Consider the following 19,687-nt stretch of genomic DNA (forward strand, 5'->3'; position numbering starts at 1 on the left):
TTACTTTGCTAATCTTATGCCTGTAAATTGCCACCTTAAATGTGGATGAAAAAAATTGCGGTAAGTGCTGCGTTCATGTCCTAGAGGTGTGGCAACCGATGCACCACGAAGCACTTTTTGGTTTACCATAAATTTGCCATTATATTCTCCGAGCGCACCTGGCGCTTTACTAAAACCTGGATACGGCAAATAAGCACTTTCAGTCCACTCCCATCTTGAACCCCAATTCAATTGCTGTGCTGCTATTTCCCACTCAAATTCAGTAGGCAAACGCAAACCCTTCCAACTGGCAAAGGCATAAGCCTCATAATAACTTACATGCGTTGCGGGCGCTTTAAGGTCGATCGATTGCAAACCATTAAGCGTGTAGTTAAACCAGGCATCATCCATCTTGCTCCAGTACATGGGTGCTACAATTTGATTGTTGTTTACCCAATCCCAACCTTCTGAATGCCACAGGCTAAAATTTTTATAACCACCGGCTTCAATAAAATCCAAATATTCTCCGTTCGTTACCAAAGCGGTACTTATGGCGAAATTCTGAAGATATACTTTGTGTCTCGATAGTTCATTATCAAAGCAAAAGCCATTACCGCTGTATCCAACTTCATAAACGCCTTCCGCAATAGCTATCATTTGTGTTTCAGATGCCGGTAAGCTTTTATCTTTCCAATTTATATCGTACACTGGAAACAACGGATTATTACCTAAAATATATTTGATATCGGTTAGCAGGAGTTCCTGATGTTGTTGCTCATGATTGAAACCCAAATGCAGCAATTCTGTTAACTTCTCATCTACAGGGCAAGAAAGTAATTTAGCCATGGCTTCATCTACATAAGCACGATATTGATAAACTTCATTCACACTTGGCCGGCTTAAATTACCACGATCGGTACGGATTACCCTTGCACCAACGGTTTCATAATAGCTGTTAAAAACGTAGTTATAGTCTGGATTAAACTCTTGGTATTCTGGCGAAAAGGGTTTCAAAATAAAGGTTTCGAAAAACCAGGTGGTATGGCCCAAATGCCATTTTGGAGGGCTAACGTCAACTATCGGTTGAACTACATAATCCTCCGTTTGCAGAGGCTCACATATTTCTTCAGAATGCTTTCTAATTAGCAAGTATTCTTCGCTTAAATTCATTTGTTGTTGTCTAGATATTGCTTCAGATCTGTGATAGAATAAACACCAAGTTCTTTTGATTGTTTTCGGCGCATCATTAAAGCATAAGAATTATTAAAACCAATTGGAGTTAACCATTTAATTCCGAATTTCTTGATGAATTCATCTTTAACGTAGTTGTAGGTTTCATCTTTATCATGAGCAATTTTCCTTGCAAAATCTGCATCTGGTTGTAGCAAAACCAACAATCCGGTTCCTGTATATTCAGGATAAAAATCTATCTGATCGTTAACCAATGCATCGAAGCAAATTTTTGTGCCGCCCAAACCCGTTTTAGTAGCCACCTGATAATTGGTATTTCCCTGAATAAGCATTTTATACATTTCTGCTAAAATGTACTGTTCGCCGAAAATTTTAGAACCAATGCGTACCGTTTCTCCCTTACCATTTAGCGCCGACTTATACAACTTCTGACTTTCCAGAAACTCCTTTGCAACCCGCTCAGGACTTTGGTGTAGCTGATCCGTTTTGTAATTAAGATCAGTCATTATAGAATCGTTAATTTTGCCTTCAAGAAGATTTAGTGTTTTTTCTAATTCAGGAAACTTTTTTAGGGAAGATGTTCTAACAATTGGTGCTGCATAATAAGGTGGAAAAATACCTTTGTCATCCTTTAAGATGATTAGGTCGAATGCCTTCAATCTTCCATCGGTAGAATATCCGCTAATTACATCCAATTCCTTCTCAAAAGCAGCTTTGTACATTACCGCATCACTAATTACAATCGTATGGATTTTTAAACCGTAAACGGATTTCAACCCTAAATCGCCATCTTGCCTACCCATAAACTCTGGCGTAAAACCAGCAGTCAGCGAACTTCCGTAAGCTTTCGGCAGCAAATAAAAGCCACCCAAAATTAAAATCACAATAGGAAGAATGATCAATACCCGCTTTAGTTTCTTGATATTGAGGTTTTGAAGGAGCGCCAGTAAAGCATCTAATAAAATGGCCAACACTGCTGCCGGGATTGCACCAGCGAGAATCATGTTGGTATTGTTCAATGATATTCCCCCGAAAATAAATTCACCCAAACCACCCGCAGCGATGTAGGATGCCAGCGTTGCGACCCCCACATTGATGACGGTAGCGGTTCGTATTCCAGCTAAAATTACAGGCATGGCTAGCGGAAGCTCTACTTTGAAAAGAATTTGCTTTGCACTCATTCCCATCGCCTTCGCCGCCTCGCGTACATTAGCATCTATGCCAACAATGCCCGTATAAGTGTTTCGGATAATGGGCAAAAGCGCATAAATGAGCAACGCCACAATCGCGGGTTTCGCACCAATTCCTAATAATGGAATCATAAATCCCAATAGTGCAATGCTCGGAATAGTTTGCAAAACACCTGCAAAAGCCAAAACCGATCCTGATAACTTGCGCTTTCTGGCTATTAAAATGCCCAAAGGCAAACCAACCAAAACCGCAAAAAATAGTGAAATAAATGTTAAACCTAAATGTTGGAGGGTTTGATTGAACAGCTTATCTGACTGTTCTGCCATGAATTGCCACAGGCTTTGCTGGTTCTCATTCATGACGATTCCTTTTTTGGTATAAACTAAATGCCGCGGTTAATTTATCGAATTCAATATTTTTATAACTACCAGATTGATTTTTAACCTCAATACTATTTTGCATTTGCAGCTTTTCCATTGTATCCCATACGCTTTCGGTAGATGGCATAGCGTTGGGTGTTCGTGTCTCAGATGATGGTAAAAAATCCCATAAATCATCTAATGAAACAACTTTAAAAGCTAATGATAACTTTTCGCCTGCCAAAAAATCCTTTGCAAACTTATTTACGGGCTTAAAAAGCAATTCTTTTGGTGTTCCAATCTGGATAATTTTTCCTTTATCCATCAAACAAATGCGGTCTGCAAGTTCAAAAGCTTCGTGAATATCATGCGTCACCATCACCATTGTTTTCCGTTTAAGTTCTTCTAAAGCCTTAAATTCTTTTCTGATGCTGGTTCGGGTTACATTATCCAGAGCGCCAAAGGGTTCATCCATCAATAAAATAGATGGATCGGTTACTAATGCCCTGGCTAAGCCAACGCGTTGTTGTTGTCCACCACTTAATGCATTTGGAAACATAGATAAATACTGTTCTGATAGATGGAGCTTTTCTAAAATTTCCTGAGTTCTTAATATCGTTTTTTTATTATCCCAGCCCAGAAGCTTGGGTACAATGGCAATGTTTTCTGCCACCGTGTAATGTGGAAATAAGCCATTATTCTGCAACACATAACCAATGCTTCGACGCAAAATCTCTGGCTTTTCTCCCGCAATATTTTTGCCGTTAATGTTTATCTGTCCCGAATCTGGTGCAATCAGTCGGTTAATCATTTTAAGGGTAGTTGTTTTACCACAGCCACTTGTGCCCAGAAGAATCAAGCTTTCTCCTGGCAATACGTCAAAAGAAATCTTTTTAACGGCTTCATTGCCGCCAAAACTTTTACTTATTCCATTAACGCTAATCATCCAATTTCATGAAAAGATTGTTCAATGATTCTGTATAAGTTGGGTGAGCAAAAATGCCATATCGAATTTTATCATAGGTAATACCACCTTGCATAGCCATTTGCAAAACCGACATAATTTCGCCCCCATCCGCAGCAATTACTGTAGCTCCTAAAATTTTCTTGGTTTTAGCGTCAACTACGGCTTTCATCAAACCAAATGTTTCTCCGGTTTCAATACCTCGGGCAACATTAGCCATTGGCAACACGGCAACTTTGTAATTTAAACCTCGCTCCTTTGCTTCGTTTTCCGAAATTCCTATCCTTGCGAGTTGCGGATCAGTAAACATGCAGTATGGAACCGGACGCCCCTTTGTAGAAAGGTTTTCATTTTTTACCAGATTTTGGTAAATAATTACATGGTCGTTATAAGCAATATGTGTAAATGCCGGACCGCCGTTAACATCGCCCAAAGCATAAATACCTTTAACATTAGTCTCTAACTTCGTATTCACGATCACGTGACCTTTCTCATTGGTTTTTACCCCACAATAGTTTAGCCCCAGATTCTCGGTTTGCGGTTTTCTACCAGCCGCAACCAGTAAATGAGTACAATTGATGGTTTTATTTTCTGATTTTTGCTTCAGATCAATTGTTAACCCACTTTTCACTTTCTTAATTTCAGACACTTCTACTGAGGTCAAGAACTTAATATCTTCGTTCCCTAAAACTTTGCAAAGTTCATCAGAAACATCATGATCTTCTCTTGCTAAAACATGGGATGATTTTTCGAGAATAGTTACTTTGCTGCCAAAGCGGCTAAACATTTGGCCAAACTCCAAACCAATATAATTGCCACCAATGATAACAAGATGCTCTGGAATTTCAGTTAAATCTAGTATAGAAGTTGAAGTGAGATATTCCACTTCATTCAAACCTTTAATATCTGGAATTACCGTACTCGCACCGGTATTGATGAAAATTAAATCTGCTGATAAGTTTTCGCTTCCTCCATCATTCATTTCCACTTTGAGTTCCTTTTTCCCTGTGAAAGTAGCGGCTCCCATATATAGCTTCAAGCCCTTAGTTGATTCAATTCCTTTTTGAGCCGACTCTTGAAATAATTTTACAATTCCATCTTTCCGCTTTTTGATTTCTTTAAGATCAACTTTAATGTCTCCAATTACAACACCAAGTTTTCCGGCATTTTTGGCTTGGAATGCTGCCCGGGCTGAGGCAATCATTGTTTTGGTTGGTGTACAACCGTCGTTAATACAGGTACCACCCACAATTCTTTTCTCAACAAGCGCTGTTTTCATCCCTGCATTTGCTAATTTTTTAGCAAGCGGAATCCCCGCCTGTCCGGCTCCAATGATAATGACGTCGTAGTGTTTCATGTTAAGTTATTACAGAAGTAAAACGAGGAAAACGGTTCATTGTTTGAACGGCTTCGCCTTTAGCTGGTAAATGAATCATCACTTTTAGAAAGAAAATGATCTGGAGTGGTTTGCTGTTCGGCAAAGGTTCCTGTTTTAACATCATAACCAAAAGGATCTACATTGGGTTCATTGCCTTCACCTTTGGGGTTGTCGCCGTATTCGTTAGCGCCGTAATTACCAGCACCAAACAGCATTACGAAAATATAAAATGGGATAAGCAAATACCAACCAGAACTTCCTAAATCATGACATGTTTTCGCTCCCTGCGAGATTAAAATAAAAACCGGCAAAAGAACAAATATACCTGCCCATTCCATTCCTGGGCTTTCAGCCAGAGCACTAATGATAAAAAGACAAAGCCAATAGGCAAGAAAAGTAATGCAGTATTCGGTACGGCGAATTCGACCGTAAAAAGAGAAAATGTCTTTAAACATGGAGCGTGAGTTTTATTTTCAAAATAAGATTGAAAATAAAAATATTCATCGACATTACAAAGCCGCTAACCGCTTTTGTTTTGTACTTTTTATTGCCCAAAAAATAAGTACAGGTTGAAAAAATAATCGCATCAACCGTTTTTGATCAGTATCCAAACCAAAGCCATCACGTTTGTTTAAGTATTGAGAAACATTACCGGGGAAAACTGCAACAAATAACGAGGCAGCTAAAATGCCAACTGTACTTCTGTATTTTACTGGAGCAAAAACCAGTGCGGTTCCCATTGCAATTTCAACTAAGCCCGAATAAATAACAGTGTCATCCTTTTTCAGCGGAACCCAATCTGGTACTTGTGCCTGAAATTCTTTCCTGGCAAAAGTAAAATGACCAACGCCGGCAATTATCAGTCCGGTGCCTAACATGATCCTGGCGATATTTTTTGCAGTATTGTTTTTCATCTTTCCATAACAAACTCCTGTCGTAAAGGTTTCTGAGTTAAACCTATTGATAAAAAAAGTTCGATGCTATAAGCCTGTTGCTTATTAATATTTATCTAAAACTTTTTGTCCTGATGTCTTGTTATCATCCGGAATTAGCCACTCAATATATATCAAATGATCAAAATAAATAACGACCAAGACTACAAGAAAGTTATAGCAAGACTTAAACAACTCTCTGAAAACACCAATATCCAGTCGATATTTCTATCATCAGAGATAAATGATCTTCGAAAAACGGCTATAGCTTACGAATATAAAAGATACGATTTAACAGCCATTGAAAATAATCATCAACAGCTTTCAGCTACAGGTTAGTTCCAGGTATTTACCATTCCTTGCTTCTACTTTTACTTGCGTCAATTCAGCTTTTAAACCAATAAATAGAGAATCAGTTGTATTAACCACAAAATTTAACCGTATTTATTACGTAATTAATATCAATACGGCTGTTTCTGGTACCAAGTTGCAAACCATGTTCTAGCATTCATGTTATAATATTTGATAAAGAAAATTATCAATCATGTGATTGATAAAGATATTTAACCAAATCCCTATAATATGGATCAAATAGAATTTAGCCACAATGCCGATCGGCACGCTACATCCCTATATTCGCATGCGATACGTTTTACCAAAGATGAAGATGAAGCCAAAGATCTGGTGCAAGACACGCTGATGAAGGGCATTAGATTCTGCCATAATTTTGACGAAGGCACCAATATTAAAGGTTGGCTATACGTAATCATGCGGAATACTTTTATCAATAATTACAGAAAAGACCAGAAAAGGAACGAACTAATTACGACAGAAGAAGATATTTCGAGCGCACATTTACTAAAAAGTGCTTCTAAAAACGCATCTGAAGGGAAGTTTATCATGGGTGATATTCAAAAAGCACTCGCCAGTATTCCACAAAATTACAGCATTCCTTTCCAACGTTACTTTGAGGGATATAAATACCACGAAATCGCAGAAGAGTTAGGGATACCTATCGGAACGGTGAAGACCCACATCCATCAGGCACGTATAGAACTAAAAAAGTACTTGAAAAATTATAAAGGAAGTTATGGGATCTGATACCCTTTAACTTAGCAATTTTATTGTCGGTTGACTAATTATGTTGACCGACAAACCCTCCTACTCTTTGCAATAGATCAAATATATCGAATGGTTTTGAAATAAAATCCTCCGCCCCACATTTTTTCTTCATTTCGCTAAGCGCAGCATGTGCACTCATCATCATAATGGGAATATTCTTAGTTTCCGGATCTTTTTTAAGCATTTCGCACACATCAATTCCATTGCCATCAGGAAGTTTTACATCTAACAAATATAAATCTTGAGAACCTTTATCATCAAAGGCCATGAACTCTTTTACATTCGAAAATCCAAAAACTTCATAATTCTCTTCAGTTAAAATCAATTCAATAATCTCTTTAATACCCTGATCATCCTCGAGCAGGCATATTTTCTTACCCATATAATTCTAAGTCAAAAATTAGTTTGCAAATGCTTATTCACTGTGTGAAACCACCAATATGCAAAATTGTTTTAGTTATAGAGTAGAAAATTGACATATGTAAACAAAAATCGAAAGATACAAGTTGGTAAATCTTATTTTGCTTAGAGTTTTCTATGGCATGAAAGTGTTTAGCAGTGCTGAAGATCAATCTTAAAACAGTTTTTGCATCAACATTTCCTTTTTTTGAACCGAGACCTCTATTTCTGCACCATCTGATAATTCTAGTGTCCCTCCATCTCCTTTTCGATATTTTACCACGTAATCTAAATTAACAATCACCGAACGGTTTACCCTCATAAATTGGGCATCATCCAAAACAGGTTCATATTCTTTCAATGTTTTCGAGACCACAATTTTTTTGGCATCTGCAAGTATAAAAACACTATAATTACTCATAGCCTCAACCCGCACTATATTTACCTTATCGATTAAATAAATCCCCTCGGCAGTGGGCAAGGCTAGTTTATTCTTAGGTTTTTTTTCTGGTATAATAACTTTGCTATAAGCTTTTTCGAATACTCTTTTCTTAAGTCGGTTAATGGCCGTTTTCAACTCGTCCTCATCTACAGGTTTCATTAAATAATCAACAGCGCTTAAACGGAGTGCCTCCAAAGTGTAACTGTCATAAGCAGTGGTAAAAATTACTTCAAAGTTGAATGTGCCCAGGCGTCCCAAAACCTGGAAGCCGTTCATTCCTGGCATTTCAACATCTAAAAAGAGCACATCTAAATCTAGTTTAGCAATAGCATCAACAGCTAATGTAGCATCATTAAATACGCCAACCACCTGTAATTCATTTTCAAAAACATCAAGCTTGTGCGCAAGCAATTTGCTTCCTCTAATTTCATCGTCTAAAATTGCTGCTCTTAACATCGATTCATCATTTTTACTAAATTTCGGGTATTTATTTTTTGGAAGCAACTTGAAACAAAATTTAATAGAAAGGTAGTTAAACATATTCGGATAAATCTGACCGAGATTGATCCGCTAGATGCCTTTCCTCTGTAAATTTATAACCCATATTCTTCACATTTTCTGGTAATGATTGCAGGCGTAGTGTTTATGAGTGAATACAGGCTTACAATGAGTAAAAAAATTGAATAGAGTTACCTATGCGAGGAGGAAGCATGGAACGCAAAAAGTATGAGATTTGAGATTTATGTGAAAACCTAAGTAGAAAATCGTTTAATCCTAATTGATTCATTAATTAAGCCAGTGGCAAACTAAATTCCACTTTTTACTTGGGCTATATTTCCTCATCATAAAACATAGAAATAATATCCTACCACCGCATAATTAGCTTCTTTATCGGAACATCAATACTAACCTACTGATAGAAGGGCATTTAAAATGATTGGAATACTAGAATTAATGATTGAACATTCATTCCTTTTTACATTTATTATTCTAATTTAGGTATAAATAAATCTGCACAGTTTTATACGTATAAACTTGCAGAGATATGTAACAATAATTTACTCCAAAATTTAACCAAATTCAGATGAACGCACCTAAAAAAAACGCCAACATCGGCAAATCTTCAGTGGCTGGCAAAACTGCAAAACCAAAATTATTCGAGAAATTAAATCCGGCAAAAAAAATCCAGTTTGTAGTAGGAAAAGATGTAGATTTTAATGATTGTGAAATTAGAATCACCTTCGAGGGGAATAATATTGTCACTAAGTTTCTTTTAAAAGGTGTACCTATAAGCGAGCAGGTAATTCTAGTGAAACCAAAACCAACTCCACCTCCTATCCCTACGATTGAATTTAAACAGGCTAATCAGATAAAACTTTAGCTATCGATGCTTTCCCCGAGATATTGCTTAGTTGCCAGTTTATTATTAATTCATTTCTTGGGGTTTTCCCAAAGTAAGTACAAGCTATTGGTAGATTCTGCAAGGCTCTATACCAAAAGTGGCAAATATCAAGATGCAATTAACCTCTTATTTAAAGCCAAAGCACTTAAAGGAATAGATAAAAACTACTCGGAGAGAATTAACATGCATTTGGGAAACAATTATGAATCGCTAAGCAAAATAGATTCGAGCATATTTTATTATGGTGAAGCGATTAAATTTTGTGAAAGCAAAAAAGATTATCCTGCCCTATCGTTTTTATTCAGTCGGCTAGGCAACATCGAATTAAGCTTTACAAAGCGTTATCCTACTGCAATTAGCTACTTTAAGAAACAGCTCTATTTTGACAAAATCCTAAAAGATAGCACCTACTTATTTGATAACTTAAATAATATTGGCCTGTCATTCAAAAGCTTAAATAAACTCGATAGTGCACTTTTTTACTTTAACAAAGTAACGCAAGATCCGTCGAAATTTAACAATTCTAAAAATACGGCATTACTATTTACTGCAGATATTTATTCTTTAAAAAAGAACTATAATAGTGCTTTAGCCAATTACAAACAAGCCATTAAAGGCTTAGCATTGGCTAAAGATAGTATTGGTCTATATGCAGCCTACGCAAATATTGGCGATTGCCTTATGCAACAGAATAAATTTGATGAGAGTATTGAAAATTTAAGAAAGGCAGAGAAATATCTATCACCTTACATTACCGACGCAAACAAAGCTGTTTTATACCACAATTTTGCTTACGTCTATGGCCAACAACAACAATTCGATAAGGCATATTACTTCAAAAATTTAGAAAATATCACGAAGGATAAAATCAATACCGAAAGTATTGGTAACGCCATTGCTGAAATGGGTGCAAAATACGAGCTACGCCAGAAGCAAGACAGTTTATTTATAAATAAGCAAAAATTGGTACTTGCGAACGTAAAAACCAGCCAAAAAGAACGAAATTTTGTCATTTTATTAATTGCTTCAATAGCTATTATAATTTTTATTTTCAGCATCTACCGCATTAGGCAGTTGAGGTATAAAAACACCTTACAACAAAAACAAGCCGAACAAAATGCGCTCAATTTAATGCACCAATACCAACTTTCAGAGAGCGAACTTAAATCAATTCGTTCGCAAATGAACCCGCATTTTATTTTCAATGTATTAAATTCCATAGAGTCTTATATCATGGAAAATGATAAAAGAACAGCTTCCCGCCTAATTCAAAAATTTGCTGCATTAAGTAGATTGATATTGGAAAATTCAACCAAAAGCTTAGTCACGGCAGATAAGGAATGGAAAGCCTTGATGTTATATACCGAATTGGAAGCCATGAGGTATGCTGGTGCGTTTACTTATGCTTTTGAAGTAGATGAGAATATTCAGTTAAAAACAACTTACCTCCCACCTATGCTTATTCAGCCTTTGATAGAGAATGCTATTTTACATGGGTTAATACAAAGTGATAAAAAAGATGGCCATTTATCTGTAAACATTAAAAAGATTGAAAACGGGATTTGCATTACGGTAGCCGATAATGGAGTAGGATTGAATCACAAAGAAAAACCTTCGAGATTTGCTGATATAAAAGAACAATCATTAGGACTGGCATCTATAAAAGAAAGAATCAAAATGATTAATAAACAATATAATGACTGTGCAAGCTTTACGCTGCAATCTGGAGCAGATTCAAAAGGTGCAATTGCCGTTTTATGCCTACCGGTTTTCGAAGAGCAAGAGTTGCGAGGCAGATTAAGTTTAGATGGATAATGATTACAAATTGATAATAAGATTGTTGCGTTTCTACGCTATTGCTGATGGTGAGTTTATCTATCTTTGTGATACAAATGAATATCCCCATCAAGCCCAATTGCATACTTAAAGTAAGTATCGTCCTGCTCATTTTCTTCACTACGTTAAATAAATCTTTTGCGCAGTCTTCACCTTCATCTGTTGCATATGTAACTGTTAATGAAGGAAAATTACAAGGCAGAATTGAAAACGATGTATTTGTTTTTAAAGGTGTGCCTTATGCTGCGCCACCCCTTGGGCCATTACGTTGGAAAGCACCTCAACGGCTAGCCCACTGGTCTGGCATACGCAAAGCGACAGATTTTAGTGCCCGTCCAGTTCAAAAATCTGGTATCTTATACGAGTTTCGATCAGAAACCATGAGTGAGGATTGCCTTTATCTTAATATCTGGTCCACTGCAAGACGTGACGATAAGCCACATCCGGTTTATGTGTTTATTCATGGCGGCTCATTTATTCATGGAGATGGATCTCAACCCGCTTATGATGGCGAAAGCATGGCGAAAAAGGGTATTATTTATATTTCCATCAATTACCGATTAGGTGTTTTTGGCTTTTTAGCGCATCCTGATTTGGGTAAAGAGAATCAATTTGGTGCATCGGGTAATTATGGCTTGTTAGATCAGGTTGCTGCATTGAAGTGGATAAAGGAAAATATTAGTGCTTTTGGTGGAGATCCGAAACACATCACTATTGGTGGCGAATCTGTTGGCGCTCAATCTATAAGCGCTCATATGGCCTCGCCGTTATCTAAAGGGTTATTTTCTGCGGCCATCGCACAAAGCAGTTCTTTACTCGATTCAAGAAGACTAATCAGATCAAAACAAGCATCAGAAAAACTGGGAACTGACTTTGCCCTTTTCACCAAAAGCACTTCCATTGAAGAAATGAGATCCATTGATGAAAAAACTTTGCTGAAGCTTGCATCTAAAGGAGATCCACGGCGCTTTAAGCCAACGGTTGATGGTTACTTTTTACCAAAATTCCCAACGGAGGTTTTCGAAGCTGGTGAACAAGCTAAAGTTCCGTTACTTGTTGGCTGGAATGCTGATGAAGTACCTTCCCTGGCTTTTTACAGGTTAAAAAGGGCGACACCAGAAAACTTTTATAAGAGAGTGCGAAAAATTTATGGAGAAGATGCAGCCGAGGTACTAAAATATTATCCAGTAAAAACGAAGAAGGAGGCAAAAATAGCAGGTGCAAAAGTAGGTAGCGATTGGCTTATTAATTTTGGTACCTGGCGGTTGGCAGAACTTCATGCAAAGAGCTCAGCACCTGTTTATCGATACTTATTTGATCAACCCCACCCTGGTTTAACACCAAAAACCATTAAAGATGGCAACGTTTTTCAGGTGCTGCTTAAGAAAATGATTAATAGAGCTATTACAGGTTCTGCTTTTCACGCAGCTGAAATTGAGTATGCTTTAGGGAATTTAGAAGTACAAAAAAATTATGCATGGAAGCCGGCAGACTATCAGGTTTCGGAACAAATGCAGGCTTATTTCTCAAATTTTATTCACAATAGTAATCCAAATATAGGAAGCAACAAGGTAACGCTTGTGAATTGGCCGCAACAAACAGCAGGGGCAAAACAAGAATATCTTCGAATTGGTTTGCCGAGTAAAGTAGAAATAGAACGCGACACCACGAGAGATAGATTTTTGTTATTACAGCGAATCAAGTTCGCTGAGTAAACTTAGAAAACCTCATCCAAAAAAGATGACAAAAAAAAGCCCGCTGGAGATCTTTCGGCGGGCTTTCAGGTTAAATTTTATAATGCTTTATGTGCATCTCTTAATGCTTTAATCGCATCATGGCTAATATTAATTCCATCTTGTTGTTTTAACAAAACAGTTCTTACATTTTCGCCCAATTCGTTTTCTTGAAGTGCATCTCTGTAAGCTTTTTTGATTGCATCTTCACCTCTTTCGCATTCTGCTAAAATGCTATGGCGATCATCACCACCAAAACTTGCTTTGATATCGATCCAAGCTCTGTGCAATGTACCTAATATCGTGTTTCCAGTATCTGGATCTTCGTTATTCCTACCCACAAGACCTGCAAGTTCGGTCACGTTGTCTCTACTGTCTGAAGAAAGTTTCTCAAAAGTCGCTTTTAAATCGATGTTCTCATCGCTTAAATCTTTCGATGCTTTATCAAAACCATCTGCTCTGTCGTTGTTAATTTGAATAAGGTCATTTAATACCTCAACTGTTTTTTCTTGATTTTCCATAGTAAATTATGATTCTATAATTGGTAGATGGATTTACAACAACATCGTTCATTTAATGTTTTATTAATTGAAAAATACTTCCATACTTTTAAACCGTGAGATGTAAATCTTAAATCCTTCGATCATTTATCCATTAGGTTTTATAAAACACTTTCTGCTGACAAACATAAAGTTTAGAGAACCGTTACTTCTGTATAATAATAACAAATAATATGGCAAGTCTAAAAAACAAGGTGGCTTTGGTATCAGGCGCCGGCTCAGGAATTGGCAGAGCAATTGCCATTACCTATGCACAAGAAGGTGCGAAAGTTGTGGTGGCTGATATCAATGAAGAACATGCAGTTGAAACAGTCAAATTAATTACAGACACTGGCGGCGAAGCAATTGCAGTAAAAGCAGATTCTTCCAAAGCTGAAGAAAACAAAAGGCTGATAGATGAGGTCGTTCAAAGGTATGGTCGCCTGGATATTGCGTGTAACAATGCAGGCATGGGCGGACCAGCTAAACCAACAGCTGAATACGAGCCAGAGGAATGGGATCGGGTAATTGATCTTAATTTAAATGGTGTATTTTATGCCTGTAAATATCAACTGGCTCAAATGGAAAAGAATGGAGGTGGTTCCATTGTTAATATCGCTTCCATTCACGGACAGGTAGCTGCACCAAATAGTCCAGCTTACACGGCTTCCAAACATGCTGTAGTAGGTTTAACTAAAAATATTGCAGTAGAATATGCCCAGAAAAACATTCGATGTAACGCTGTAGGCCCTGGCTATATCGAAACCCCTTTACTTACTGCAAATTTGAATGAAGAAGGCTTAAAAGCGATAGCTGCAAAAAGTGCCATTAATAGATTGGGAACCGTTCAGGAAGTCGCTGATTTAGTTGCATTTTTAAGTTCTGATAAATCATCATTTACAACAGGTGCATACATTATTACTGATGGTGGATACACCGCAGTATAAATTGATATCAACCTACAGCAAAAGATCAGGACACCCCAAGCCTGATCTTTTTTTTGTGAAAATAGCTTACTATATATACCGGCTAGTGGAGTTTTTAAATATTTGCAAACCAATTAGTTATTGCTCTGTTAATCATAATAGGAAACTAAATACATACCTATGAGATTCACAATTAACTCCATTTTTATAGGATTTTTCCTATTGATCTTATCTAGTTGCTCGAAAAATGAAAATTTAAAAGAAGTTGACCCTGGTATTAGCGATGGGCCAGGTGTTGAAACTACTGCTCCAAATACCAGTTACTCTCCTGCTTTTGCAGGCCAAACCAGAGTAAGAGCTGTGCGGACAACAGTTGCATTTCAAGGTACGGCTATTAGTACAGGATTGAATGCACCTTGGGGAGTGGCATCACTTCCTGACGGCAGATTGTTAATAACCCAAAAGGCTGGAACAATGCGCATCGCAACTACAACTGGTACGCTTAGTGGCCCCATCACGGGTATACCAGCAGTTAATCCAGCTGGGCAAGGTGGATTGCTTGGTTTATGTATCGATCCTCAATTTGCCAGCAACAGAATGGTATACTGGGTATTTTCAGAAAATGTTACCGGTGGCACACAAACATCGGTTGCAAAAGGAAGTTTGGCACAGAATGAACTGTCAATAGAAAACGCAACAGTAATTTATCGGGCTGGGCCAGCCTATAATGGAACTCTTCATTATGGCGGCAGAATCCTTTTCGATAAAACAGGGAATTTGATTGTAAGTACGGGTGAACGGTCAGACCTGGCAACAAGACCACTTGCACAGTCTGTAACTGCAGGACTTGGTAAAATTATCCGTATTAATACTAGTGGGCAACCTGCATCTGCAAACCCGACATTTTCTAATAGTGCAGCATTGCCAGAGCTGTACAGCATTGGACATAGAAATCCTCAAGGGTTGGCCCTTCATCCGACTACCGGAGAAATTTGGCAAAGCGAACATGGCCCGCGTGGTGGTGATGAAATTAATAGGCTGCAAGCTGGACGAAATTACGGCTGGCCAACAATTACTTATGGAATAGAATACAGTGGAGCCGCTATTGGCGGTGCCATACAACAGCAAAATGGCCTGGAACAACCCACCTATTATTGGGATCCAGTTATTTCTCCAAGCGGTATGGTTTTTTATACTGGCAATAGAATTGCTGAATGGCAAAATAATTTGTTCATTGCTGCCCTAAGCGGTACGCATATCGTCCGTCTAGTCATCGAAAATAATAGGGTAATTGGCGAAGAGCGATTGCTGGCAAGCGAGAATCAAAGGTTTAGGGATATTACGCAGGGTAGCGATAATTGTTTATATGCAATAACTGACGGTGGAAGATTGTATCGCATAGATAAATCTTAATATCAAAAAATACGAAAACTTATTTATTCGGTGCAGCAGAAAATATTCAGGTGCACCTTTTTTTTTTGCGACAAAGCTTTGGATCTTAGATGAAATTCAGATACAACAGTGAAAATTCTCAAAAACAGCCTAAAATGTAGCTAAATAACTGGCTATCAATAAAATATATTATTAAATATTTGGGGAAAAAAAGTCAATTTGCTATATTCACGATAATTAACAGCAACTAAATCAGATCATTATGAAAAATTTCCTATTTTTCCTATTTTCTTCTCTGGTATCTGCTGCTGCAGTATTCGTTTCACAAAAGATTTCAGATTTTGAGTTGGGAATTAGTACAGTAATTTGTATTTGGACTCTATTTGCCTGGAGCCTGATTAATAAAGCTAGCCAGGGCACCGATAGCCATAGCTAACTTTTATTATCTTACTACTAAAGTTGTAAAAGTGGAAGATTAAATTTAGTCTTCAGGGTTTCCGGCTGCATTGCCAGCTAAATCTCCAGCTACATCTTCATCCTCATCCATCTCGCCTGTTAGCCCCTCCTGAACATCGTTGTCTTCGTTTGTCTCTTGCTTATAGCCTGTTTCTTTATGCTGATCATCCTGATCATCATTCTGAATTTTGTGTTTTGGATCCGTATTCATAACAAATTAGATTTTTAACAAAACAACAGTGTCTAGAAGAATAAGGTTTTCAAAAATTAAAATCGAAAGAATATAATTAAATAAATCACAGGTAATCAAGCACATCCTTATCAAAATGTTAAAAACCCGATGATGTTGAAAAAATCAATCAAACAAATGTTAAGGTAAGTCCTTTAACTGTTATCTAAAAACGAATAATATGCAAAAGACAACTACTCCACCAAACGATCTTCAACAGTTTATTGAAAAATTTCAGCCAAGTAAGTTTAAGTTATTGAGCAGAGGGATAGAAATAAGAGGCAATAACGATGTTTACAGAAGTATTACCGCAGCTAAAGAATTGATAGAACAAATGAAACTAAGATTAACCGTTAAACATTCTGCAGAGATGGCCATGTACGGTGGCTTCGAAGTAGTACATGCTGCATAGATTTTATATCCCCAAATGCAATTATGTTTTTGGGGATATATTATATTATAGGTAAAAAGGTAATTTTAAAATTGACTCATCCCAACCTGCCCTGATATTCTCTTAGTAATATGATATTTTTCGAATTTTAGTTTCAATAACTACATTGCTTTTATCGTAGGTGACACATTTAATCATGTCGCCATTTTTGTCATATTGATAAACTAGTCTGCCATTGGGCACTTTTTCTTCAGGATAGTAGTAAACCAAGGTTTCGACATTGTCCTTTTTCGCATCGTAATTGTATTTTTTTCTCAAGTACCACTCACCGTTCTGCTGATACTCTACTTCCTCGGCTATTTTATGGAAACTATTATACTTAAATTTCTTTTTGACATTACTGACTTTATCAAATTCTTCAACTTTATTTCCTGAGGCTTCATACTTAAAGTCGATTTCAGAAACAATCTTTCCAGAATTGTATTTAATAGTTTTTATTACGCGTTTCTTATCATCAAATCTCTCAATGAATTCCCACCCTTTGTCGTCGTTTTTTTCGCTCGCCCGCCAAGGTTCAGTGCTTTTAAATTTACCATTCTCGTACATCTTGGTTTCCTTTGGCGCTCCGTTTTTGTAAAACGTTGTAGCTGTAGTAAACTGTCTTTTACCCAGCGTTGTTAAGGCTTCTATGCTAGTACTTACTTCCTTCACATTTTCTTTTACGCCAAAAAAGTCCTGAAGTTCCTTTTTTTCGGCTGGAGTAAGTTTAGGCCCTTCCTGGGCATTGCAAGAGGTAAGTAGATGTAAGGCAATAATCAAAATATAGTTTTTCATCTGTTGTAAATGAATTCGGCTCTTATAATTTCTGCAGCATCCTATTCCGCAAACATATAGGTATTATCCACCCTGTGTTCGGGATCTATATTAATGCCTTTGTAAAAAACCGCTTCATGCTGCAAGCCTGCATCAATGCTATACATTACCCCGTTTTGGCAAGTATAGTAATAGTTGTTATTGGCAAGATAAAGGATGCCATAAGCTTCGTTAGACAGTTTTTTACGAGCTACAATTTTGCCATCGTCATCTAACTTTAATAACTCTTTTCGGGTGCTCACCATCACGCCATCATCACATTTGGCCACACTAAGCAATGCATTGTCATCTTTATACAATTCGGTTTTCCAAAGCAACTCCCCCTTTTCTTTATCTACGGCAAATAAGGTGGAGCCGCCAAAATACAGGGCTTTGTCTGTAATAAGCATGTTGTGGGTAGAACTTTGCGAAGTATTGTCTGCTTTATAATCCCAAATAGAATTATATTCAGGTGTAAAGGATGATAACAAATTGTTCTGACTAAGTGTAAAAATATTACCACCATCGATCACCATTTCATTGGTAACAGGTTCGTTTTCATCATAATTAACAGAGGAAACTTTTTTGCCAGTTTTGATATCAATCGCAATCATACTTCCGTTTAAGCTGACCATTACCAGGTTTTGTAACACTTTAGGACTCGAATAAATGATGTTGGGATTGTAATAAATCCAATTCACTTTTTTAGTCGCTATGTTTATCGATTTTATTTCACCGTGGCTGTTGGCAAAAATAAGATTGCCGTTTACCAATAATGGGTATTGGTAAAACAATCGAAATGCTACCTCATTGAAATCAAAATTATAGAGCTTTGCCTCTGGCCCATCAGTATCTTTTATTTCCCACACCTTATTGCCCGTTTTTTTATCGTGTTGTATAATTGAGCCATCGATATAAGCTTTGGTCAAATGTTTTTCGTCAACGGTAAAAAAGTTAACCTCATCATTTTCTGCCTTATTAAACGCTTCAACATGCCACAACAACTTCTTGTCTGCCAGGTTAAATGCATATACATCATTTGCGCTGGTGGTTAAATACAGGGTTTTCTTGGCTTGATCTTGCTCTTTTTTAGTGCAAGAAAGCAGTGACAAAATCAGCAAAGAAAGGATTGAAAATCTTACCATGGTTTTTTATTTAATACATAATCATATGGAATGATTTGGCTAAAATCGGCCAGGTGCCAGGTTGTAGCGTCTGATTGATACTTTACAAAATCATAAATTACATTTAAAGGCGCCTGAATATTACCCAGGTTTCCATGCTCTTTATTAAATGCCGAAACCATTGCCGTTACTCTGGCTATTTCTGTATCTCCATCCAGTTTTTGTAAAGGGGCAGCATAACAGGCTCCAATTTTTATATGGGCTTTATATTTTAAAAGCAAGCTTGTCACTTCATTCTGATAATTTCTAACAATTGCCTGTTGTGCTTCATCGTCACTTGGTTTATCCTGGTCAATTTTGAGCTTAGAGAAATCTCGCTTTTTATATCTATTGATATCCTCCAATACACTCTCAGGAATGAAATCCTTATTTTTGATGGCATTCGTCCACATCGTTGTATCTACAGGACTTTGAGGTGCCTCTATCAACACATCTACCATATTCGGCCTTGTATTTGTTTCGGCCTGCATACGCTTCATACTTTCGTAATTAGCCCAATCTTCTTTGCTATAGGTTAAATATTGCTGTACCTTATACATCGGACTTTCTAAACTATCTTTGTACATATATTCTATCCCAATAATGATAATAACTAGACCTATGATAGATAGGCCAACAATTTTCAATATTTTTTTTGATTTCGATTTTCTTCCAGGAACTGATTGCATTTTTTTAGTCGCTAAGTTCAATATAACTCTAAAAATAAAGTTTCAGCATTAAAGTATTTTAGCTGATGTGAATTCGCTGGAGTTGAATGATAATTCGCTGGCTTTTTACTGTTTTTCGGAAA

The 19,687-nt window shown here is 37.1% G+C and carries 22 protein-coding genes; 9 read left to right on the forward strand and 13 right to left on the reverse strand.

Annotated features, from left to right (window positions below; genetic code table 11):
• From egtB to OQZ33_RS17795, 6 genes are read right to left on the reverse strand one after another with little or no spacing between them, the layout of a single operon-like run.
• Window positions 1-1,149, reverse strand: coding sequence for an ergothioneine biosynthesis protein EgtB (gene egtB, locus OQZ33_RS17770; RefSeq protein ID WP_265800555.1), 1,149 nt, complete (start codon window positions 1,147-1,149; stop codon window positions 1-3).
• Entirely contained in the window at window positions 1,146-2,720 is a 1,575-nt protein-coding gene (locus tag OQZ33_RS17775; RefSeq protein ID WP_265800556.1) for an ABC transporter permease/substrate-binding protein, read from the reverse strand. Before OQZ33_RS17775 ends, egtB begins: the two co-directional genes overlap by 4 nt.
• Window positions 2,713-3,666, reverse strand: coding sequence for an ABC transporter ATP-binding protein (locus OQZ33_RS17780; protein ID WP_265800558.1), 954 nt, complete (start codon window positions 3,664-3,666; stop codon window positions 2,713-2,715). Before OQZ33_RS17780 ends, OQZ33_RS17775 begins: the two co-directional genes overlap by 8 nt.
• Window positions 3,659-5,041, reverse strand: a complete 1,383-nt coding sequence (locus OQZ33_RS17785) for a mercuric reductase (RefSeq protein ID WP_265800560.1) — start codon at window positions 5,039-5,041, stop codon at window positions 3,659-3,661. Before OQZ33_RS17785 ends, OQZ33_RS17780 begins: the two co-directional genes overlap by 8 nt.
• Before the next feature lie 59 nt (window positions 5,042-5,100).
• A complete protein-coding gene (locus OQZ33_RS17790; RefSeq protein WP_265800561.1) occupies window positions 5,101-5,517 on the reverse strand; it encodes a DUF805 domain-containing protein in 417 nt (138 codons plus the stop codon).
• Window positions 5,518-5,571: 54 nt separating this feature from the next.
• Window positions 5,572-5,976 carry a hypothetical protein gene (locus OQZ33_RS17795; RefSeq protein WP_265800563.1) on the reverse strand — a complete coding sequence of 135 codons (405 nt, stop codon included), beginning with the start codon at window positions 5,974-5,976 and terminating at the stop codon, window positions 5,572-5,574.
• A 156-nt stretch (window positions 5,977-6,132) separates the two neighbouring features.
• On the opposite strand from OQZ33_RS17795, the gene OQZ33_RS17800 reads away from it, so the two are divergent.
• Together OQZ33_RS17800 and OQZ33_RS17805 are read left to right on the forward strand one after the other, a co-directional pair.
• Entirely contained in the window at window positions 6,133-6,333 is a 201-nt protein-coding gene (locus tag OQZ33_RS17800) for a hypothetical protein (protein ID WP_265800564.1), read from the forward strand.
• Between the two features lie 243 nt (window positions 6,334-6,576).
• Entirely contained in the window at window positions 6,577-7,095 is a 519-nt protein-coding gene (locus OQZ33_RS17805) for an RNA polymerase sigma factor (protein ID WP_056850180.1), read from the forward strand.
• A 34-nt stretch (window positions 7,096-7,129) separates the two neighbouring features.
• Here the strand turns inward: OQZ33_RS17805 and OQZ33_RS17810 are convergent, their stop codons facing one another.
• Window positions 7,130-7,498, reverse strand: a complete 369-nt coding sequence (locus OQZ33_RS17810; RefSeq protein WP_265800566.1) for a response regulator — start codon at window positions 7,496-7,498, stop codon at window positions 7,130-7,132.
• Window positions 7,499-7,690: 192 nt separating this feature from the next.
• The gene (locus OQZ33_RS17815; protein WP_265800567.1) at window positions 7,691-8,413 is read right to left on the reverse strand and encodes a LytR/AlgR family response regulator transcription factor; all 723 of its coding nucleotides are present in this window, start codon (window positions 8,411-8,413) and stop codon (window positions 7,691-7,693) included.
• Window positions 8,414-9,041: 628 nt separating this feature from the next.
• Between OQZ33_RS17815 and OQZ33_RS17820 the strand changes: the two genes are divergently transcribed.
• The 3 genes from OQZ33_RS17820 to OQZ33_RS17830 all read left to right on the forward strand — a co-directional run bounded on the left by OQZ33_RS17820 (window position 9,042) and on the right by OQZ33_RS17830 (window position 12,910).
• Entirely contained in the window at window positions 9,042-9,338 is a 297-nt protein-coding gene (locus OQZ33_RS17820; RefSeq protein WP_265800570.1) for a hypothetical protein, read from the forward strand.
• 6 nt (window positions 9,339-9,344) lie between these two features.
• The gene (locus OQZ33_RS17825; protein WP_265800572.1) at window positions 9,345-11,174 is read left to right on the forward strand and encodes a histidine kinase; all 1,830 of its coding nucleotides are present in this window, start codon (window positions 9,345-9,347) and stop codon (window positions 11,172-11,174) included.
• A gap of 77 nt (window positions 11,175-11,251) precedes the next feature.
• Window positions 11,252-12,910 (forward strand): carboxylesterase/lipase family protein, encoded by a 1,659-nt coding sequence (locus tag OQZ33_RS17830; RefSeq protein WP_265800573.1) that lies wholly within the window; start codon window positions 11,252-11,254, stop codon window positions 12,908-12,910.
• 77 nt (window positions 12,911-12,987) lie between these two features.
• Here OQZ33_RS17830 and OQZ33_RS17835 read toward each other — a convergent pair whose 3' ends face one another.
• On the reverse strand, window positions 12,988-13,449 hold the full coding sequence (locus OQZ33_RS17835) for a PA2169 family four-helix-bundle protein (protein WP_265800575.1): 462 nt from the start codon (window positions 13,447-13,449) through the stop codon (window positions 12,988-12,990).
• A 212-nt stretch (window positions 13,450-13,661) separates the two neighbouring features.
• Between OQZ33_RS17835 and OQZ33_RS17840 the strand changes: the two genes are divergently transcribed.
• The 3 genes from OQZ33_RS17840 (at window position 13,662) to OQZ33_RS17850 (ending at window position 16,221) form a co-directional block, all read left to right on the forward strand.
• Window positions 13,662-14,414, forward strand: coding sequence for an SDR family NAD(P)-dependent oxidoreductase (locus OQZ33_RS17840; RefSeq protein ID WP_265800578.1), 753 nt, complete (start codon window positions 13,662-13,664; stop codon window positions 14,412-14,414).
• Window positions 14,415-14,573: 159 nt separating this feature from the next.
• A complete protein-coding gene (locus tag OQZ33_RS17845) occupies window positions 14,574-15,806 on the forward strand; it encodes a PQQ-dependent sugar dehydrogenase (RefSeq protein WP_265800579.1) in 1,233 nt (410 codons plus the stop codon).
• Window positions 15,807-16,047: 241 nt separating this feature from the next.
• Window positions 16,048-16,221, forward strand: a complete 174-nt coding sequence (locus OQZ33_RS17850) for a hypothetical protein (protein ID WP_265800581.1) — start codon at window positions 16,048-16,050, stop codon at window positions 16,219-16,221.
• 45 nt (window positions 16,222-16,266) lie between these two features.
• On the opposite strand, the gene OQZ33_RS17855 is transcribed toward OQZ33_RS17850, so the two are convergent.
• Complete coding sequence (locus OQZ33_RS17855; protein ID WP_265800583.1) at window positions 16,267-16,452, reverse strand: hypothetical protein; 186 nt, start codon at window positions 16,450-16,452, stop codon at window positions 16,267-16,269.
• A gap of 199 nt (window positions 16,453-16,651) precedes the next feature.
• On the opposite strand from OQZ33_RS17855, the gene OQZ33_RS17860 reads away from it, so the two are divergent.
• Complete coding sequence (locus OQZ33_RS17860) at window positions 16,652-16,882, forward strand: hypothetical protein (protein WP_265800584.1); 231 nt, start codon at window positions 16,652-16,654, stop codon at window positions 16,880-16,882.
• A 102-nt stretch (window positions 16,883-16,984) separates the two neighbouring features.
• Here the strand turns inward: OQZ33_RS17860 and OQZ33_RS17865 are convergent, their stop codons facing one another.
• From OQZ33_RS17865 to OQZ33_RS17875, 3 genes are read right to left on the reverse strand one after another with little or no spacing between them, the layout of a single operon-like run.
• On the reverse strand, window positions 16,985-17,695 hold the full coding sequence (locus OQZ33_RS17865) for a hypothetical protein (RefSeq protein ID WP_265800585.1): 711 nt from the start codon (window positions 17,693-17,695) through the stop codon (window positions 16,985-16,987).
• Window positions 17,696-17,736: 41 nt separating this feature from the next.
• Window positions 17,737-18,858 (reverse strand): PQQ-binding-like beta-propeller repeat protein, encoded by a 1,122-nt coding sequence (locus OQZ33_RS17870; RefSeq protein ID WP_265800586.1) that lies wholly within the window; start codon window positions 18,856-18,858, stop codon window positions 17,737-17,739.
• Window positions 18,852-19,565: a hypothetical protein gene (locus OQZ33_RS17875; RefSeq protein ID WP_265800588.1), complete on the reverse strand. Its 714-nt coding sequence runs from the start codon at window positions 19,563-19,565 to the stop codon at window positions 18,852-18,854. Before OQZ33_RS17875 ends, OQZ33_RS17870 begins: the two co-directional genes overlap by 7 nt.
• Window positions 19,566-19,687 lie beyond the last annotated feature (122 nt).

This window comes from Pedobacter sp. MC2016-05 (assembly GCF_026239735.1).
GTDB lineage: Bacteria > Bacteroidota > Bacteroidia > Sphingobacteriales > Sphingobacteriaceae > Pedobacter.

Excerpts from the sequence above, each read along its gene's own strand:
- OQZ33_RS17870 (WP_265800586.1), bottom strand. The coding sequence starts at position 18,858 with ATGGTAAGATTTTCAATCCTTTCTTTGCTGATTTTGTCACTGCTTTCT.
- OQZ33_RS17825 (WP_265800572.1), top strand. The coding sequence starts at position 9,345 with ATGCTTTCCCCGAGATATTGCTTAGTTGCCAGTTTATTATTAATTCAT.
- egtB (WP_265800555.1), bottom strand. The coding sequence starts at position 1,149 with ATGAATTTAAGCGAAGAATACTTGCTAATTAGAAAGCATTCTGAAGAA.
- OQZ33_RS17815 (WP_265800567.1), bottom strand. The coding sequence starts at position 8,413 with ATGTTAAGAGCAGCAATTTTAGACGATGAAATTAGAGGAAGCAAATTG.
- OQZ33_RS17845 (WP_265800579.1), top strand. The coding sequence starts at position 14,574 with ATGAGATTCACAATTAACTCCATTTTTATAGGATTTTTCCTATTGATC.
- OQZ33_RS17850 (WP_265800581.1), top strand. The coding sequence starts at position 16,048 with ATGAAAAATTTCCTATTTTTCCTATTTTCTTCTCTGGTATCTGCTGCT.
- OQZ33_RS17775 (WP_265800556.1), bottom strand. The coding sequence starts at position 2,720 with ATGAATGAGAACCAGCAAAGCCTGTGGCAATTCATGGCAGAACAGTCA.
- OQZ33_RS17855 (WP_265800583.1), bottom strand. The coding sequence starts at position 16,452 with ATGAATACGGATCCAAAACACAAAATTCAGAATGATGATCAGGATGAT.
- OQZ33_RS17830 (WP_265800573.1), top strand. The coding sequence starts at position 11,252 with ATGAATATCCCCATCAAGCCCAATTGCATACTTAAAGTAAGTATCGTC.
- OQZ33_RS17835 (WP_265800575.1), bottom strand. The coding sequence starts at position 13,449 with ATGGAAAATCAAGAAAAAACAGTTGAGGTATTAAATGACCTTATTCAA.
- OQZ33_RS17840 (WP_265800578.1), top strand. The coding sequence starts at position 13,662 with ATGGCAAGTCTAAAAAACAAGGTGGCTTTGGTATCAGGCGCCGGCTCA.
- OQZ33_RS17785 (WP_265800560.1), bottom strand. The coding sequence starts at position 5,041 with ATGAAACACTACGACGTCATTATCATTGGAGCCGGACAGGCGGGGATT.
- OQZ33_RS17860 (WP_265800584.1), top strand. The coding sequence starts at position 16,652 with ATGCAAAAGACAACTACTCCACCAAACGATCTTCAACAGTTTATTGAA.
- OQZ33_RS17865 (WP_265800585.1), bottom strand. The coding sequence starts at position 17,695 with ATGAAAAACTATATTTTGATTATTGCCTTACATCTACTTACCTCTTGC.
- OQZ33_RS17790 (WP_265800561.1), bottom strand. The coding sequence starts at position 5,517 with ATGTTTAAAGACATTTTCTCTTTTTACGGTCGAATTCGCCGTACCGAA.
- OQZ33_RS17810 (WP_265800566.1), bottom strand. The coding sequence starts at position 7,498 with ATGGGTAAGAAAATATGCCTGCTCGAGGATGATCAGGGTATTAAAGAG.
- OQZ33_RS17780 (WP_265800558.1), bottom strand. The coding sequence starts at position 3,666 with ATGATTAGCGTTAATGGAATAAGTAAAAGTTTTGGCGGCAATGAAGCC.
- OQZ33_RS17805 (WP_056850180.1), top strand. The coding sequence starts at position 6,577 with ATGGATCAAATAGAATTTAGCCACAATGCCGATCGGCACGCTACATCC.
- OQZ33_RS17800 (WP_265800564.1), top strand. The coding sequence starts at position 6,133 with ATGATCAAAATAAATAACGACCAAGACTACAAGAAAGTTATAGCAAGA.
- OQZ33_RS17820 (WP_265800570.1), top strand. The coding sequence starts at position 9,042 with ATGAACGCACCTAAAAAAAACGCCAACATCGGCAAATCTTCAGTGGCT.
- OQZ33_RS17875 (WP_265800588.1), bottom strand. The coding sequence starts at position 19,565 with ATGCAATCAGTTCCTGGAAGAAAATCGAAATCAAAAAAAATATTGAAA.
- OQZ33_RS17795 (WP_265800563.1), bottom strand. The coding sequence starts at position 5,976 with ATGAAAAACAATACTGCAAAAAATATCGCCAGGATCATGTTAGGCACC.